Below are 14,727 nucleotides of genomic sequence, written 5' to 3'. Positions count from 1 at the left end.
GTTATGTCGGCATCTCTTCGCGTGGTTACGGCCGGTCAGCGGGCGAAGGTGGCGGTGGAGTCGACCGCCGGCCTGAGCGAGCGGATCCAGCACCTTCAGGCCGAGGCCAAGCGCCTGGCCTCAGCCCATATCGACGCCTTGCGGGCCAGCATGCTCGAGACCCAGCGGATCGCCGACGAGATCGCCAACGGCGGCGAGGCCTATCCCGCCGGCGTCCGCGATCTCGCCCGCCGCCTGGGCGAGGACAACGCCGCCCGGGCGATGACCATCCAGGGCATAGTCTCGCGCCTTTGAGATCGGCGTCTTCTCCGTCGTCCCCGGCTTGCGGGCCCGGGACGACGGAGAGGCGGCGATGCTAGAGCTCGCGCCCGCCGCCGCTGACGATGGGCTCGGGCTGGTGGGCCGCGTGGCTGGGCGCCGCGTGCTGGTGCTTGAACATCCGGTCGACAATCTTGCTGGACCAGTTCTTGAGCTTGTCCATGAACACGAACACCACCGGGATGTAGAGCAGCGACAGGAAGGTCGAGGTGATCAGGCCGCCGATGACCGCGATGGCCATCGGGGCGCGGAACTCGGTGTCGGCGCCGAAGCCCAAGGCCACCGGCATCATGCCCGCCGCCATGGCGACGGTGGTCATGATGATCGGCCGGGCCCGCTTGTGGGCGGCGTCGAGCAGGGCCTCGCGGCGGGTCATGCCGCCCTTCATGGCCATGATCGCGTATTCGACCAGCAGGATCGAGTTCTTGGCCGCGATGCCCAGCAGCATCAGGATGCCGATCAGGGTCGACATCGAGAAGCTGCTCTTGACCAGCACCAGCAGGCCGAACGCGCCGCCGATCGCCAGGGGCAGGGCGGCCATGATGGTCACCGGGTGGGCGAAGCTGCGGAACAGCAGCACCAGGACGACGTACATCAGGAGGATGCCGGTCACGAGGGCGGCGACGAAGCCGGTGACCATCTCCTGGATGAACTCGGCGTCGCCCGCCGCCACTTCCTTGACGCCCTGCGGCAGGTTCTTGACCGAGACCAGGGCGTGGACCCGCTTGCTGGCCTCGCCGACCACGATGCCGTCGAGCTCGGCGGTGATCTCGGCCACCCGCGAGCGGTCCTGGCGCGAGATCTGCGACGGACCGGCGCCATAGCGCACGTCCGCCACCGCGTTCAGCGGCACCGAACCGCCGTGGCTGGACGGAACCTTGAGGGTCTCCAGCACCGACATGTTCTCGCGGGCGTCGTCGGTCAGGCGCAGTCGGATCGGCACCTGGCGGTCGCCCAGATTATACTTGGGCAGGGACTGGTCGATGTCGCCGATCGTGGCCACCCGCACGGCCTGGGAGATCGCCCCGGCCGAGACCCCGGCCCGCGCGGCCTGGTCGGGCTTGGGCGAGACGATGATCTCCGGACGGGCGATCGCCGCCGTGTTGACCACGTTGGCCAGGCCGGGAACGGTGCGCATCTGGGACTCGACGGCGCGGGCGGCGGCTTCCAGCTGCGGGCCGTTGTCGCCGACCAGCCGCAGGGTGTAGCTGGAGCCGTCGCTGGGGCCGCCGCCGTTGTTGCTGCCGGCGCCGATCCGCGCGCCGGGGATCGCCTTGAACTGGTCGACCATCAGGCGGCTGAAGTCACGCTGGCTCATCCGCTCGCCCTTGGGCGTGAGGTCGGCGGTCAGCTCGGCCTTGTTGACCCCGTCATTGCCGACCGAGGCGTAGACTCCGGTGACTTCGGGACGGGCCAGCAGGGCGCGGGTCATGCGTTGGGCGATGGCGTCGGTCTCGTTCAGCGTGGCGCCGGGGGGCAGCTCGACGCTGAATGGCGCACGGCCGCGGTCGGCCGCCGGCTGGAACTCGAACGGCAGGCGCGTGGCCAGGAAGACGGTGCCGATCAGCATCGGAATGGCCAGCAGGGCCACGATGATCTTGTGCGACAGCGCCCAGTCCAGGCTCTTCAGATAAGGACCCATCCACGCCGGGTCCTTGTCGGGCTTGTGATGCGCCTTAAGCATGTAGGCGCCCATCAGCGGCGTCAGCATGCGGGCGACCACCAGCGAGAACAGCACCGAGACGCAGGCCGCCAGGGCGAAGGCCTTGAAGAACTGGCCGATGATCCCGGGCATGAAGCCGACGGGGGCGAACACCGCCACGATGGTGAAGGTGGTGGCCACGACGGCCAGGCCGATCTCGTCGGCCGCCTCCATAGCCGCGTGATAGGGCGACTTGCCCCCGCGCATGTGGCGGACGATGTTCTCGATCTCGACGATGGCGTCGTCCACCAGGATCCCGACGGTCAGCGACAGGGCCAGCAGGGTGACGCCGTTCAGCGACTGACCCAGCGGCGCCATGACCGCGAAGGTCGGGAACAGCGACAGCGGGATGGCCACGGCCGCCAGGAAGGTGGCGCGCCAGTCGCGCAGGAACAGCAGCACCACCAGCACCGCCAGCAGGGCGCCCAGGCCCAAGGCCTCCAGCGAGGCGTAGTAGCTCTCCTCGATATATTTCACGTTCGAGGTCAGCTCGACGATCTTCAGCTCGGGGTGGGCCTTGTCGAGCTTCTCCACCTCCTTGCGGACCTTCTCGGCGACCTTGACCTCGGAGGCGCCGCGCGAGCGGACCATGTTGAAGGTGACCACTTCCTGGTTGTTGAAGCGCGCCTGGTTGCGCGGTTCGGCCCAGTGGTCGGTGACCTCGCCCAGGTCGCCCAGGCGCACGGTCTCGCCGTTGTTGAGCTGGACGCGGGTCTCGCGCAGCTGGTCGACCGTGTTGGCCGCGCCCAGGGTGCGGATGGCCCGCTCCGAGCCGGAGACGGTCACGCGGCCGCCCGGCAGGTCGGCGTTGGCCGATTGCAGAGCCTGGCTGACCTCGGCCGCCGTCACGCCGCGCGCGGCCAGGCGGTCGGGATCCAGCGCCACCTGGATCTCGCGGGTGACGCCGCCCTGGCGGTTGACCTCGCCGATGCCCTTGATGGCCAGCAAGGCGCGGCTGACATCGTGGTCGACGAACCAGCTGCGTTGCTCAGGCGTCAGGGTCGGGGCCTGGACCACGTAGGTGATCAGCGGATTGCCCGAGATGTCGATGCGCGTGACGTTGGGGATCTGCATGTCCTGCGGCAGCGAGCTCTGCAGGTTGGACATGGCGTTGCGGACGTCGTTGGTGACCCGCTCGTGGTCGACGCCCAGCTCGAACTCGATGAAGGTCGACGAAAAGCCGTCGCCGACGGTGGAGCTGATGTGACGCACCTGGCCCAGGCCGGCGATCGAGTCCTCGATCAGGCGCGTGACCTGGGTCTCCAGCTCGGTCGGCGCGGCGCCGGGGCGCGAGGCGTTGACGACCACCAGCGGCAGGTCGACGTCCGGATTGTCGTTGATCCGCATGCTGCCGAAGCCGGAGATCCCGGCGATGGTCAGCAGCACGAACAGCAGCAGGACGGGGATCGGGTTCTTGATCGCCCAGCGCGAGATGTTGTTGGCGTTGGGGCTCGGATTGTCCATCGCGATCCCCTAGCGCTTGGCGGCGACGGTGGACGAGCCCGCCGTGGCCGCGGCGATGCGCACCGCGTCGTTGTCGCCCAGGAAGCCCGCCCCGTCGACCACCACGCGCTCGCCGGCGTTCAGGCCCTCGGCGGAGGTTTGGTCGGTGTTGCGCGCCAGGATGTCGATGCGGCGGAAGCGGGCGTGGTTGCTGGCGTCGACCACGAACACCCCCGGCTGGTTCTGGCGATAGAGGATGGCGGCGGTCGGGATGGTCGGGGCCGGGCGATTGCCGGCCGCGATCTGGGCGCGGGCGAACATGCCTGAGCGGAAGCCGCCGCCGGGCGCCAGGCTAATGCGGGCCAGGCCGACCCGGGTCTGGGCGTTGACCTCGGAGGTGACGATGCGGACCGTGCCCGCCGTCTGGCCGACCTGGTCGGAGGTGACGGTGGCCGGCATGCCGGCCTTGACGGACAGCAGGTCGGCTTCGGGAATCTCGGCGTCCAGCTCCAGGCGGCCGTCGCGAACGATGCGGAACAGCTCGGTACCGGCGGTGACGATCTGGCCCTTGGTGACGCTGCGGCGGCTGATCAGGCCCGAGACCGGCGCGCGGATGGCGGCCTGGCCCAGGCGGGCGATCGTTTCGTTCCGAGAAGCGTCGGCGGAGGCCAGCTGGGCGGCGGCGGTCTGCTGGCGGGCGAGCGCGGTGTCGAGCGAGGCCTGGGACAGGTAGCCCTTGGCCTGCAGTTCGCGCGAGCGGCCCAGGGCGGCCTGGGCCTCGGCCAGGGTGGCCTTGGCGCTGGCCACGGCGGCTTCCTGCTGGTGCAGCTGGGCGCGCAGCATGGTGTCGTTCAGAGCGACCAGGATCTGGCCCTGGCGCACGACTTGGCCCTCGTCGGCGTTGACCGCCACGGCGGTCAGGCCGCCGGTCTCCGCCCCGACCGGCACCTCTTCCCAGGGCGTGACGGTGCCCGAGGCGTTGATGATTCGCGGCAGCGACTGGATGGTCACGGCGGCGACGCTGACGGTCTGGCTGGCGGTCAGGGAGGGCTTGGGCGTCTTGGCCTTGGCCTTGTCGCCATGGTCGCACCCCGACAGCCCCAGGGCGCCGATGCAGAGCACCAGCGGCAACGCCGTCGAACGCAGGTCGCGCCTATAGATCCGTTGATGCACGACCACCTCAGCTCCGATGATTTGAACAGCCACCGCCTTCTAACCGAGAAACGCCGTTCACCGGATTAAATGATCGTAAGGAGAGCAAACGGCGTCAGGCGAACTCGCTCGGCTCCGATTTCGGGCGTCTCCCGGCGTTCCAGGCCCCGACCAGGAGCGCGCCCATCACCAGATCGCTGATCAGGCTGCCGGCTACATAGTAGGCGCGGGGAAAGATCTCGCGGTCGATGGCGGCGGCCAGGTGGATAAGGGCGGCGACGCCCTGGAACGCCGTCGCCGCCATGGTCCACCAGCGGTCCGTGGTCAGGGCCAGGTAGAGCAGGACCGCCAGCAGGAGGATGTCGACGACCAGCACGCCGGTCTGGACGCCGAGGGCCTGTTGATCGACCTGCACAAGAGGACTGGCGAACCACGCCACGGCCATCGCCGCGGCCGCGGCCCGCTCGACCCAGCGCCCGCGCCAGACGGTCAAGCCGCAACAGGCCAGCAGCAGGGCGAGGCTGAACAGCTGGTCGGGAGTCTGGACGTACATCGGCGGAGTTCCGGGGCGGGGCCGGCGGCGAGTCGAGGCCGAAGGATAGTCCGATCCGCGGCGGAAGCCGATCCTTGAAGGTGCGGGTCCGATCATGTGTGGGGGTGAATGACCGGGCCCGCGGCGCGAGGCCTGAGCGGGGAGGGGTCAGGCGACTTCGCGCGTCGTCGGCACGGCCCGAAGGCTGCCGACCAGGAAGGCGGGGGGCTTCTTGCCGCCGCCGCCGAAGGAAACAGCCGAGAGGCCGATGTCGTGCTGGGCCTTGCTGAGGCCCACGTGGGTTTCGAGGATGTTCTGCCGGGCCACGCCCAGGGCGCGCATCGTCTCGATGGCGCTGATCAGGGCCTCCTGGCCGACCATCACCGAGAGATTGGCGGCCTCGCGCGAAGTCGGCATCAGGGTCGTCAGGGCGGCGGTGCTGGCGATGGCCGCATCGATGGCCTTCTCGGCGGCGAACAGGGCCTCGGCGACGGCCTCGGCGGCCTCGCGACGTTCCTTGAGCATGACGATTCTCCTCGCGCCGCGAACACGGCGCGTCATCCGGGGTGAAGTTTGGAGAGCGTTCGGGACGCGACGACCTAGAACAGCCCCTGGAGAGCGTGCAGGCCGGCGAGCAGGGAGCCGAACGCGAAAGCGGTCGCGAGCATCAGGGCGGCGATGAAGGCCAGCCGTTGGCCGAGCGTCAGGTCATTGGGGCCTCCCCAAGGTCCGATCGGCCGGAAGGCAGGAAGCTCTCGTCCATCAGGGCTCCCGCCACGCAAAGGATCTCGCGCAGCACCATTTCCGGCGGCTTGAAACTGGCCTGCTTGCGCGTCGCGCTGACCAGGTCCGACGCCATCAGGGCGTTCTGGGCGGTCGCCGCCAGACTGGCGAGCTGACGTTCCAGTTCCGTCCAGGTGAAGGGCGGCGCCAGGTCGTCCTGCGAGTTCAGGGTCGGCCAGGCCTTGTGAAAGTTCAGGGCGTCGCGGCGGAGGCCGATCGCCTGGTTGATCGCATCTTTCTGGGAGTCCGTGAGTGGCGGCACGTGCTGTTCCTTCCTCGATGTCGCGACCTTCGGCCCGACGGCCGGAGGAGCGCGAAACCTCGACGAGGTCAGGAGACCCGGAGGAAGGGACGGAGGCTAGCCCCGCCGCGTCGGACCCCGACGCGATCGGAGGGGGCGAGGGGCAGGACCAAGACGGAGCCGTCAGGCCGCGGCGGGAGATCAGGCGGGCGGCCTCGTAACGGTCGGCGGCCCCCAGACGACGCCGCGCCTTGTCCAGGTGCCAGTCGACGGTGTGCTTGGAGAGGCCGAGGCGGCGGGCGATTTCCTTGGAGCTGAGATGCTCGTCCACGAGACTCAGGCAGGCGCGCTCGCGCTCGGTCAGCCGGTCCATGCCGCTCACTGTCTGGTCCAAGCCATCGGCCCCCACGGTCATGAGGCAATTGTATTCCGACGGCGCTCCACTGCAAGATGCAGTCAGCCTTTGGGCAGGTCCGAAACGGCCAGGCTGGACGAGACCTTCCACAGGTCGATCGCGCCCTCGATGGCGTGGCGGTCGATCTGGCCCAGTTCCTCGGGCGTGAAGCCCAGGGTGTTCAGCGCGGCCAGGGAGTCTTCCAGCTGGGCCACGGTGCGCGCGCCGATCAGGGCCGAGGTGACGCGGGGGTCGCGCAGCACCCAGGCCAGGGCCATCTGGGCCAGGCTCTGGCCGCGCGCCTGGGCGATCTGGTTCAGCGCCTGGATGCGGGCCAGGTTGTCGGCGCTGAGCAGGTGGCCGCCCAGCGAGCCCTCGCGGGCCGCGCGGGAGTCCTGGGGCACGCCGCCCAGGTACTTGTTGGTCAGCATCCCTTGGGCCAGGGGCGAGAAGGCGATGCAGCCCACGCCCAGGTCCTCCAGGGCGTCCAGCAGTTCGTCCTCGATCCAGCGGTTCAGCATCGAATAGGACGGCTGGTGGATCAGCAGCGGCACGCCTTCCGACTTCAGGATCGCGACGGCCTGGCGGGTCAGTTCCGGCGAATAGGAGGATATGCCCACGTACAGCGCCTTGCCCTGACGGTGCAGGTGGGCCAGGGCCCCCATGGTCTCCTCCAGCGGCGTCGTCGGGTCCACCCGGTGCGAGTAGAAGATGTCGACATAGTCCAGCCCCATGCGCTTGAGGCTCTGGTCGCAGCTGGCGATCAGGTACTTGCGCGAGCCGCCGATCCCGCCGTACGGACCTGGCCACATGTCCCAGCCGGCCTTGGTGGAGATCACCAGCTCGTCACGATGGGCGGCGAAGTCGCTGGCCATGACCTTGCCGAAGTTCTCCTCGGCCGAGCCGTAGGGCGGGCCGTAATTGTTGGCCAGGTCGAAATGGGTGACGCCCAGGTCGAACGCGCGGCGCAGGATGGCGCGACCCGTTTCGAACACGTCGGCGCCCCCGAAGTTCTGCCACAGGCCCAGCGAGATCGCCGGCAAGTCCAGCCCGCTGCGGCCGGTGCGGCGATAGGGCATGGCGTCATAGCGGGTCGGGGCGGCGACGTAGGGCTTCTGCACGGGAAGGTTCCTGTGTGGAGGGGGCGCGGACTGGACGCATGGCTTGGAAAACCAAGCTTGTCATCCCACTCTTCTGTTCGTCGGTCGTTACGCTCTATCGCGGAACCAGCGCCTTGCGGATCGGCTCGACCCAGGCGTCCTTGCCGATGTCGTAGGCGATGAAGTCGCTGTCGAACTGCCAATAGGCCCAGGCCCAGCCGCGGGCCTCGGCCTCGCGGGCGGCGGCGGCGGTGTAGGCGGCGCGCGAGGCCATGTCGCCTTTGTCGTAGGCGCCGAACTCGCCCAGCAGCATGGGCCGGCCATGGGCCTTGGCCCAGGCCTGGACGCCGTCGAAGTCGGCCTTCATCCGCTGGCGCTCGGCGTCCGTGCCCCAGGTCACGCCGGTCTTGGGCGTGGCCGGATTCCACGAGGCGCCCTGATGGGTGAACTCCATGGGCAGGTAGTAGTGGACGGTGGCGATCAGGTGGCGATCGCCTTCCGGCAGCTTCAACTGGTCGAGGTGGCTGATATTGTTCCAGAAGGCGGGGCCGACCACGACATTGCGCGTGGGATTGGTCGCCCGCACGATTGGCAGGAGCTCGGCGATCCAGGCGTTCCACACCTCGTCGGTGAGGCCCTTGCAGGGCTCGTTCAGCAGTTCGAACACCACTTGGTCCGGCGCGTCCCTGTAGTGTTCGCCGATCTGCTTCCAGAAGGCGACCAGCTTGGGTTTGCAGACCGCAGGATCCTCGCCGCAGACATTGAAGTCGTGCTCGTCGAGAATGACCGTCAGCTTCTGGGCCAGGGCGGCGTCGACCACTTGGTCCAGGGTCTTCAGCCAGGCGGGGTCCAGCCGGTTGTCGGCGTCCATGTGCTCAAAGGCGTGCAGGTTCAGCCGCACCGTATTGAAGCCGCCATCCTTGATCGTCTTGAAATGCCGCATCTGGAAGCGGCCCTTGGCCGGATCCTTCCACAGCGGATCGTAGCCCAGGACATTGACCCCTCGGGTCATGGTCCTGACCTGGTCCAGCGGGGAGATCTCGCGCGCCGCGGCGGGCAAGGCGATCAAGGCTGAGGCTAGGCCCAGGGCGGCCAGGGGACGGATCAGGGCCTGGAGGGTTTTGACCATGGCGTTTCCTCGAGCAGCCTCTGCGGGCTGTGGTCTGACAACGTTGTCAGTCTTAGCCTGAAGTCGCGCGTGCGCAAGACCGATCCAGCGGGGCGGGCCGATCAGGCGTCGCGGCGAGCGGCTTCCGACTCGGTCTCGGGCGAGGCGGCGCGGATCAGGTCCAGGACGTCGACCAGGATCACCTGCATGGCCTTCTGCGCCGCCTCGGCGTCGCGGGCGAAGATGGCGCTGGCCACGTCCTCGTGCGACGGGATCGAGGCGGTGCGGCCCTTGATGCGGTTGGTGAAGCGGATCGAGATCCGCAGGGCGGTGTTCACCAGCTCGTGCAGGTCGCGATAGAACGGGTTCTTGGTGGCGTTGAGGATCGCCACGTGGAAGGCGATGTCGGCCGTCAGCGGGTCGTCCTCGCCCTCGGCCGCGGTCTTCATGCGATCCAGCGCCTTGCGGATGCCGTTCAGCCCCGCCTCGTCGGCGTTGCGAGCGGCGAGGCCCGCGGCGGCGGGCTCGATGCCCAGGCGCATCTCGGTGAACTCGGCCAGCAGGCGCAGGGAGAACTTGCGCTCCAGCATCCAGCGCAGGACGTCAGGATCCAGCAGGTTCCACTCGTTCTCCGGCTCGACCACCGTGCCGTGGCGGGGGCGGGCGCTGAGCAGGCCCTTGGCGGTCAGCATCTTGACCGCTTCGCGCGTGACGGTCCGGCTGGCGCCGAACTGCTTTGACAACTCGCCCTCGGTAGGGAAACCGACCTGGGCGTATTCGCCCGTGACGATGGCCTGTCCCAGGGACTCGACGAGTCCATAGGTCAGACTGAGGCCTGGCTGCGTACGGATCACCAAGTTATCGCCCCCAAAACGCTTCTCGAACCGGTCGTCGGAATAGGTCTGACCTTGTGTAGCGTGCTTCGTCCACGCCCGGAACAATCATGTCAAAGATGAAAGCCCCGCCACGACAACCGTGGCGAGGCCTTCGGGCTCAGGTCTGGGCGGCCTTCAGCCGAAACACCGCCGAAATCCTCACCACCAAAGAGCGTAGAGGACGATCAGGATGACGATCACGCCCAGGCCCGCGATGTTGAAGCCGGTGGTGGTCTTGTAGCTGACGCCTTCCAGCGACACGACATTGACCTCCTTCTTCTGGGGCGCGACCAGCGAGACGATGATCGCCGCGGCCAGGGTCAGCAGGAAGACCAGGCCCACGCGGTTCATGAACGGGATCACGAAAACGCCCGCCTTGTCGGCCACGAAGAAGGCGCCCGACAGGGCCGCGCCGCCGATCGCGGCCACCAGGGCCGAGGCGGTGGTGGCGCGCTTCCAGAACAGGCCCAGCATGAAGATCACCACGATGCCGGGGGTGAAGAAGCCGGTGAAGTCCTGGATGAACTGGAAAGCCTGCTCGGCCTTGCCCAGCAGCGGCTTGGCCATGACGATGCCGACGATCACCGCGACGACGGCGGTGATCCGGCCCACGGTGACCAGGTGGCGCTCGCTGGAGCCGGTCCTGACCTTGGCGTAGACGTCCAGGGTGAAGATGGTGGCGATCGAGTTGATCTTGGCGGCCAGCGACGCGACGATCGCGGCGACCAGGGCCGAGAACACGACGCCCAGCACGCCGGGCGGCAGCAGCTTCATCATCTCGGGATAGGCCTGGTCGGGCTTGGCCAGGCCCGGCGCCAGCACCAGGGCGGCGATGCCCGGCAGCACCACGATCACCGGCATCAGCAGCTTCAGATAGGCGGCCAGGGCGATGCCTTTCTGGGCCTCGGCGATGTCCTTGGCGCCCAGGGCGCGCTGGATGATGTACTGGTTGAAGCCCCAGTACGAGACGTTCATCACCCACAGGCCGCCGAACAGCACCGAGAGGCCCGGCAGGTCCTTGTAGTGCGGGTTGTCCTTGCTGAGGATCATGTCGAACTTGTCGGGGAACTGGGTGGTCAGGTGGTTGAAGCCGGCCAGCAGGTCGCCGTGGCCGATCTTGGTCAGCGACAGGAAGACGATGATCAGGCCGCCCGTGATCAGAAGGGCCACCTGGACGATGTCGGTCAGGGCCACGGCCTTCAGCCCGCCCCACAGCTGGTAGGCCAGGGCGAACACGCCGATGATCACCAGGGCCTGCATCTGGTCGATGCCCGCCACGGTGTGGATGGCGATCGAGCCCAGCCACAGGATCGAGGTCAGGTTCACGAAGACGTAGAGCACCAGCCAGAACACGGCCATCACGTTGCGGACGCTGGGTCCGTACCGCTGTTCCAGGAACTGCGGCATGGTGCTGATGTTGTTCTTCAGGAAGATCGGCAGGAAGAACTTGCCGACGATCAGCAGGGTCAGGGCGGCCATCCATTCGTAGGAGGCGATCGCCAGGCCCAGGGCGTAGCCCGAGCCGCTCATGCCGATGATCTGCTCGGCCGAGATGTTGGCGGCGATCAGCGAGGCGCCGATCGCCCACCAGGGCAGGGCCTTGCCGGCCAGGAAGTAGTCGGTGGAGTCCTTCTGGTGGCCGCCCTTGTCGCGGCTGACCCACTGGGCCAGGCCGAAGATGGCGATGGCGTAGATCGCCAGGATGACGAAATCGATGGTTCTCACTGGGGTCCCCCCTTTAGGGCCGGCTTCTTTATCGTTGCTGCGCGTCCGTTACCGCGCGGTCTGTTCCGCCCAGGCCGCGACCAGGGTCCTGGCCCGCTGGCCAACCTCCTCGGCCGTGTAGCCCGGGCGATAGAGTTCGCCGCCGACGCCGATGCCGGCCACGCCGGCCTCGATCCACGGCTTCAGATTGGCCGCGCCGACTCCGCCGACGGCGTAGACCGCGATGTCCTTGGGCAGCACGTCGCGCACCGCCTTGATGTGACCGAAGCCGTAGGTGCCGGCCGGATAGAGCTTCAGCGCGCGGGCCCCAGCCTTGACGGCGACGAAGGCCTCGCTGGGCGTGGCGAAGCCGGGCATGACGGTCAGGCCCAGGCCCACGGCGTGCGAGATGACCGCGGCGTCGGTGTTGGGGGTGACGATCAGCTTGCCGCCGACGCCCGCCACCTGGTCGACCGCTTCCGGCGACAGGACCGTCCCCGCGCCGCAGAGCACCTGGTCACCGAACGCGGCGCACAGCTTGCCTATGGTCACCAGTGGGTCGGGCGAGTTCAGCGGCACTTCGATGGCCTCGATCCCGGCCTCGACCAGGGCCGCGGCGATGTCGAGGATTTCGTCGTGCTTGACGCCGCGCAGGATCGCGACGATCGGCGGAGTCGCCTTGGGGGTGGTGTTAGGCAAGGACGTGAACTCCACTGTTCTGGGCTGGCGACAAGGTTGAAAGACCGGCCAGGACGGCGGAATCGCCGTCGACGGCTACGCAGGAACCGCCATGGGCGGCGATGGCCTGGGCGTAGAGAGCGCCGAGGGCCGGGGCTCCGATCAGCGATACCTGGCCCAGGTCGCCGAACCAGCTGGCGGTGGCCGCGACGTCGCTTCCGATCAGCAAGCCCGACAGGAAGCCCATGGCTTCGTCCTTGGGCAGGTTGTCCAGAAGTTGCCGGCTGCGGGTCTCGAAGATCAGGTGCGCCAGGCGCGCGGGGCCCTGTTCGATGATCCGGGCGACGCCGCGGGCGAACCCTTCCGGCGATTCGGGGCCGTCTCCGGGGGCGGCCTTGGCGAGGATCGAGTGCTCGCGCAGCAGGGCGTAGAGCTCGCCGACCGGGGCGGTCAGGAAGCTGGTGATCGCGCCGTCCTCGACCACGACCCACTTGGTGTGGGTGCCGGGCAGGGCCAGCAGATGGCGGCCCTTGGCCAGGTCCGGGTTCAAGGCCAGGGCGCCCAGGATCTGGGTCTCCTCGCCGCGCATCACGTCCGGCCCGCCCAGGGCGTTGCGGCACGACAGGCCCGGCACGATGGCGACCGACAGGCCGTCGGCGTCGATATGCAGCAGCCGCTGGCGGATGTCGGCGGCGTTGGCGGGGCAGGGGGCGTAGGCCGCTTCCTGCCAGCCGTTGCGCGAGCCGACCATGCCGCACAGCAGGGCCATCGAAGGCTTGGCCTCGCGCCAGTCGCCGACCAGCTCCAGGAAGGTCTCGCGCGGCGAGGCCTTGAGCGCGCCGATGCCCGGCCCGTCGCGGCGGTCCAGCACGCTCTTGCCCTGGCGCAGATAGAGCCGCAGGCGCGAGGTGCCCCAGTCGCCGAAGATCGTGATCGAACTGTCCATGGGGTTCATCTAGTGCGACTCGCGGGTGACGACCGAGCCGCTGGCGCCGACCAGGAAGTCCAGGTCCGCGCCCTTGTCGGCGCCCAGCACGTGGTCGATGTAGAGCTTGGCGTAGCCCCGGGTCGCCTTGGGCGCCGGCGGATTGGCGCGCCAGACGGCCAGACGGCTGGCCAACTCCTCGTCGGAAATCAGCAGGTTCAGCGACCGGGAGGGGCCGTCCAATGCGATCTCGTCGCCATTGCGCACCACGGCCAGCGGGCCGCCGGCGTCGGATTCCGGCGAGACGTGCAGGATCACCGTGCCGAACGCGGTGCCGCTCATCCGCGCGTCGCTGATGCGGACCATGTCCTTGACGCCCTTCTCCAGCAGCTTGGTCGGCAGGGGCATGTTGCCCACTTCCGGCATGCCCGGATAGCCCTTGGGGCCGCAGCCCTTGAGCACCAGGATCGAGCTGGCGTCGACGTCCAGCGTCGGATCGTCGATGCGGGCGCGGAAGTCCTCGATGGTCTCGAAGACCACGGCCTTGCCCCTGTGGCTGCACAGCTCGGGGCTGGCGGCGCTGGGCTTCATCACCGCGCCGCCGGGGGCCAGGTTGCCGCGCAGCACCCAGATGCCGCTGTCGGGCTTCACCGGCGCCTCGATGCTGCGGATGACCTCGGCGTTGAACACCTCGGCCTTCTCGTACTGCTCGCCGATCCGCACGCCCGAGACGGTAAGGGCCTCGGGATTCAGGAACGGGGCCATCTGCTTCATCACCGCCGGCAGGCCGCCGGCGTAGTGCAGGTCTTCCATCAGGAAGCGGCCCGACGGCTGCAGGTCGACCAGCAGCGGCACGTCGCGCGACAGGTTGTCGAAGTCCTCGAGGCTCAGCTCGACGCCCAGCCGGCCGGCCAGGGCCAGCAGGTGGACCACGGCGTTGGTCGAGCCGCCGATGGCGGCATGCACGCGCAGGGCGTTCTCGAAGGCGGCGCGGGTGGCCACCTGCGACATGGTCAGGCCGTCATGCACCATGCGCACGATGGTGCGGCCGGTGTGGTGGGCCATGGCCGCCCGCCGGGCGTCCACGGCGGGAATGGAAGCGTTGTAGGGCAGGCACATGCCCATGGCTTCGACGATGGCCGCCATGGTCGAGGCGGTGCCCATGGTCATGCAGGTGCCGGGCGAGCGGCTCATGCCGCTCTCGGCCGACATGAACTCCGGCAGGGTCATCTCGCCGGCCCGCACGGCCTCGGAGAACTTCCACACGTCGGTGCCCGAACCGATGTCCTTGCCGCGGAACTTGCCGTTCAGCATCGGGCCTGTCGAGACGACGATGGTGGGCAGGTCGACGCTGGCCGCGCCCATCATCTGGCCCGGCGTGGTCTTGTCGCAGCCGCCCAGCAGCACGACGCCGTCGATCGGATTGCCGCGAATCGACTCCTCGACGTCCATGGCCAGCAGGTTGCGGAACAGCATCGCCGTTGGCCGCATCTGGGTCTCGCCCAGCGACATCGCGGGGAATTCCAGCGGCAGGCCGCCCGCTTCCCACACGCCGCGCTTCACGTGTTCGGCCAGGTCGCGCAGGCCGGCGTTGCAAGGGGTGATCTCCGACCAGGTGTTGCAGATGCCGATCACCGGCCGGCCGTCGAACACATCGTCCGGCAGGCCCTGGCTCTTCATCCAGCTGCGATGGATGAACCCGTCGCGATCCAGCTTTCCATAGCTGTGGCCGCTACGGAATCGGCCGCCCCCGTTTCCCTGACTCATGACCC

At 68.5% G+C, this 14,727-nt stretch carries 13 protein-coding genes and 1 pseudogene; 1 reads left to right on the top strand and 13 read right to left on the bottom strand.

Annotation, left to right across the window (positions count from 1 at the left end):
* The first annotated feature begins 3 nt into the window (after positions 1–3).
* Entirely contained in the window at positions 4–294 is a 291-nt protein-coding gene (locus ASD47_RS25450) for a hypothetical protein (protein WP_156402437.1), read from the top strand.
* 61 nt (positions 295–355) lie between these two features.
* Here ASD47_RS25450 and ASD47_RS25445 read toward each other — a convergent pair whose 3' ends face one another.
* The 13 genes and pseudogenes from ASD47_RS25445 to ASD47_RS25390 all read right to left on the bottom strand — a co-directional run bounded on the left by ASD47_RS25445 (position 356) and on the right by ASD47_RS25390 (position 14,722).
* Positions 356–3,484 (bottom strand): efflux RND transporter permease subunit, encoded by a 3,129-nt coding sequence (locus tag ASD47_RS25445; RefSeq protein WP_056762698.1) that lies wholly within the window; start codon positions 3,482–3,484, stop codon positions 356–358.
* 9 nt (positions 3,485–3,493) lie between these two features.
* A complete protein-coding gene (locus ASD47_RS25440; protein WP_235526223.1) occupies positions 3,494–4,642 on the bottom strand; it encodes an efflux RND transporter periplasmic adaptor subunit in 1,149 nt (382 codons plus the stop codon).
* An 88-nt stretch (positions 4,643–4,730) separates the two neighbouring features.
* Complete coding sequence (locus tag ASD47_RS25435) at positions 4,731–5,168, bottom strand: hypothetical protein (protein WP_056762697.1); 438 nt, start codon at positions 5,166–5,168, stop codon at positions 4,731–4,733.
* Positions 5,169–5,315: 147 nt separating this feature from the next.
* The gene (locus ASD47_RS25430) at positions 5,316–5,672 is read right to left on the bottom strand and encodes a hypothetical protein (protein WP_156402436.1); all 357 of its coding nucleotides are present in this window, start codon (positions 5,670–5,672) and stop codon (positions 5,316–5,318) included.
* A 178-nt stretch (positions 5,673–5,850) separates the two neighbouring features.
* Positions 5,851–6,192: a hypothetical protein gene (locus ASD47_RS27875; protein ID WP_056762695.1), complete on the bottom strand. Its 342-nt coding sequence runs from the start codon at positions 6,190–6,192 to the stop codon at positions 5,851–5,853.
* 193 nt (positions 6,193–6,385) lie between these two features.
* Positions 6,386–6,544 (bottom strand): annotated as a pseudogene (locus tag ASD47_RS27870) (helix-turn-helix transcriptional regulator); the annotation flags it as partial.
* 83 nt (positions 6,545–6,627) lie between these two features.
* Positions 6,628–7,644: an L-glyceraldehyde 3-phosphate reductase gene (gene mgrA, locus ASD47_RS25420; RefSeq protein ID WP_056762956.1), complete on the bottom strand. Its 1,017-nt coding sequence runs from the start codon at positions 7,642–7,644 to the stop codon at positions 6,628–6,630.
* Positions 7,645–7,780: 136 nt separating this feature from the next.
* A complete protein-coding gene (locus ASD47_RS25415) occupies positions 7,781–8,794 on the bottom strand; it encodes a glycoside hydrolase family 5 protein (RefSeq protein ID WP_082564812.1) in 1,014 nt (337 codons plus the stop codon).
* 101 nt (positions 8,795–8,895) lie between these two features.
* Positions 8,896–9,624, bottom strand: coding sequence for a FadR/GntR family transcriptional regulator (locus ASD47_RS25410; RefSeq protein ID WP_056762950.1), 729 nt, complete (start codon positions 9,622–9,624; stop codon positions 8,896–8,898).
* Positions 9,625–9,807: 183 nt separating this feature from the next.
* Entirely contained in the window at positions 9,808–11,373 is a 1,566-nt protein-coding gene (locus tag ASD47_RS25405; RefSeq protein WP_056762694.1) for a sodium/sugar symporter, read from the bottom strand.
* A gap of 48 nt (positions 11,374–11,421) precedes the next feature.
* Positions 11,422–12,051 carry a 2-dehydro-3-deoxy-6-phosphogalactonate aldolase gene (locus ASD47_RS25400; RefSeq protein ID WP_056762693.1) on the bottom strand — a complete coding sequence of 210 codons (630 nt, stop codon included), beginning with the start codon at positions 12,049–12,051 and terminating at the stop codon, positions 11,422–11,424.
* Positions 12,044–12,976, bottom strand: coding sequence for a 2-dehydro-3-deoxygalactonokinase (locus tag ASD47_RS25395; protein WP_056762947.1), 933 nt, complete (start codon positions 12,974–12,976; stop codon positions 12,044–12,046). Before ASD47_RS25395 ends, ASD47_RS25400 begins: the two co-directional genes overlap by 8 nt.
* 9 nt (positions 12,977–12,985) lie before the next feature.
* Complete coding sequence (locus ASD47_RS25390; RefSeq protein WP_056762692.1) at positions 12,986–14,722, bottom strand: IlvD/Edd family dehydratase; 1,737 nt, start codon at positions 14,720–14,722, stop codon at positions 12,986–12,988.
* Between the last annotated feature and the right edge of the window lie 5 nt (positions 14,723–14,727).

It is taken from the genome of Caulobacter sp. Root1472 (assembly GCF_001426985.1).
Taxonomy (GTDB): Bacteria; Pseudomonadota; Alphaproteobacteria; order Caulobacterales; family Caulobacteraceae; genus Caulobacter; species Caulobacter rhizosphaerae.
This window is presented reverse-complemented; position numbering and strand designations above follow the sequence as displayed.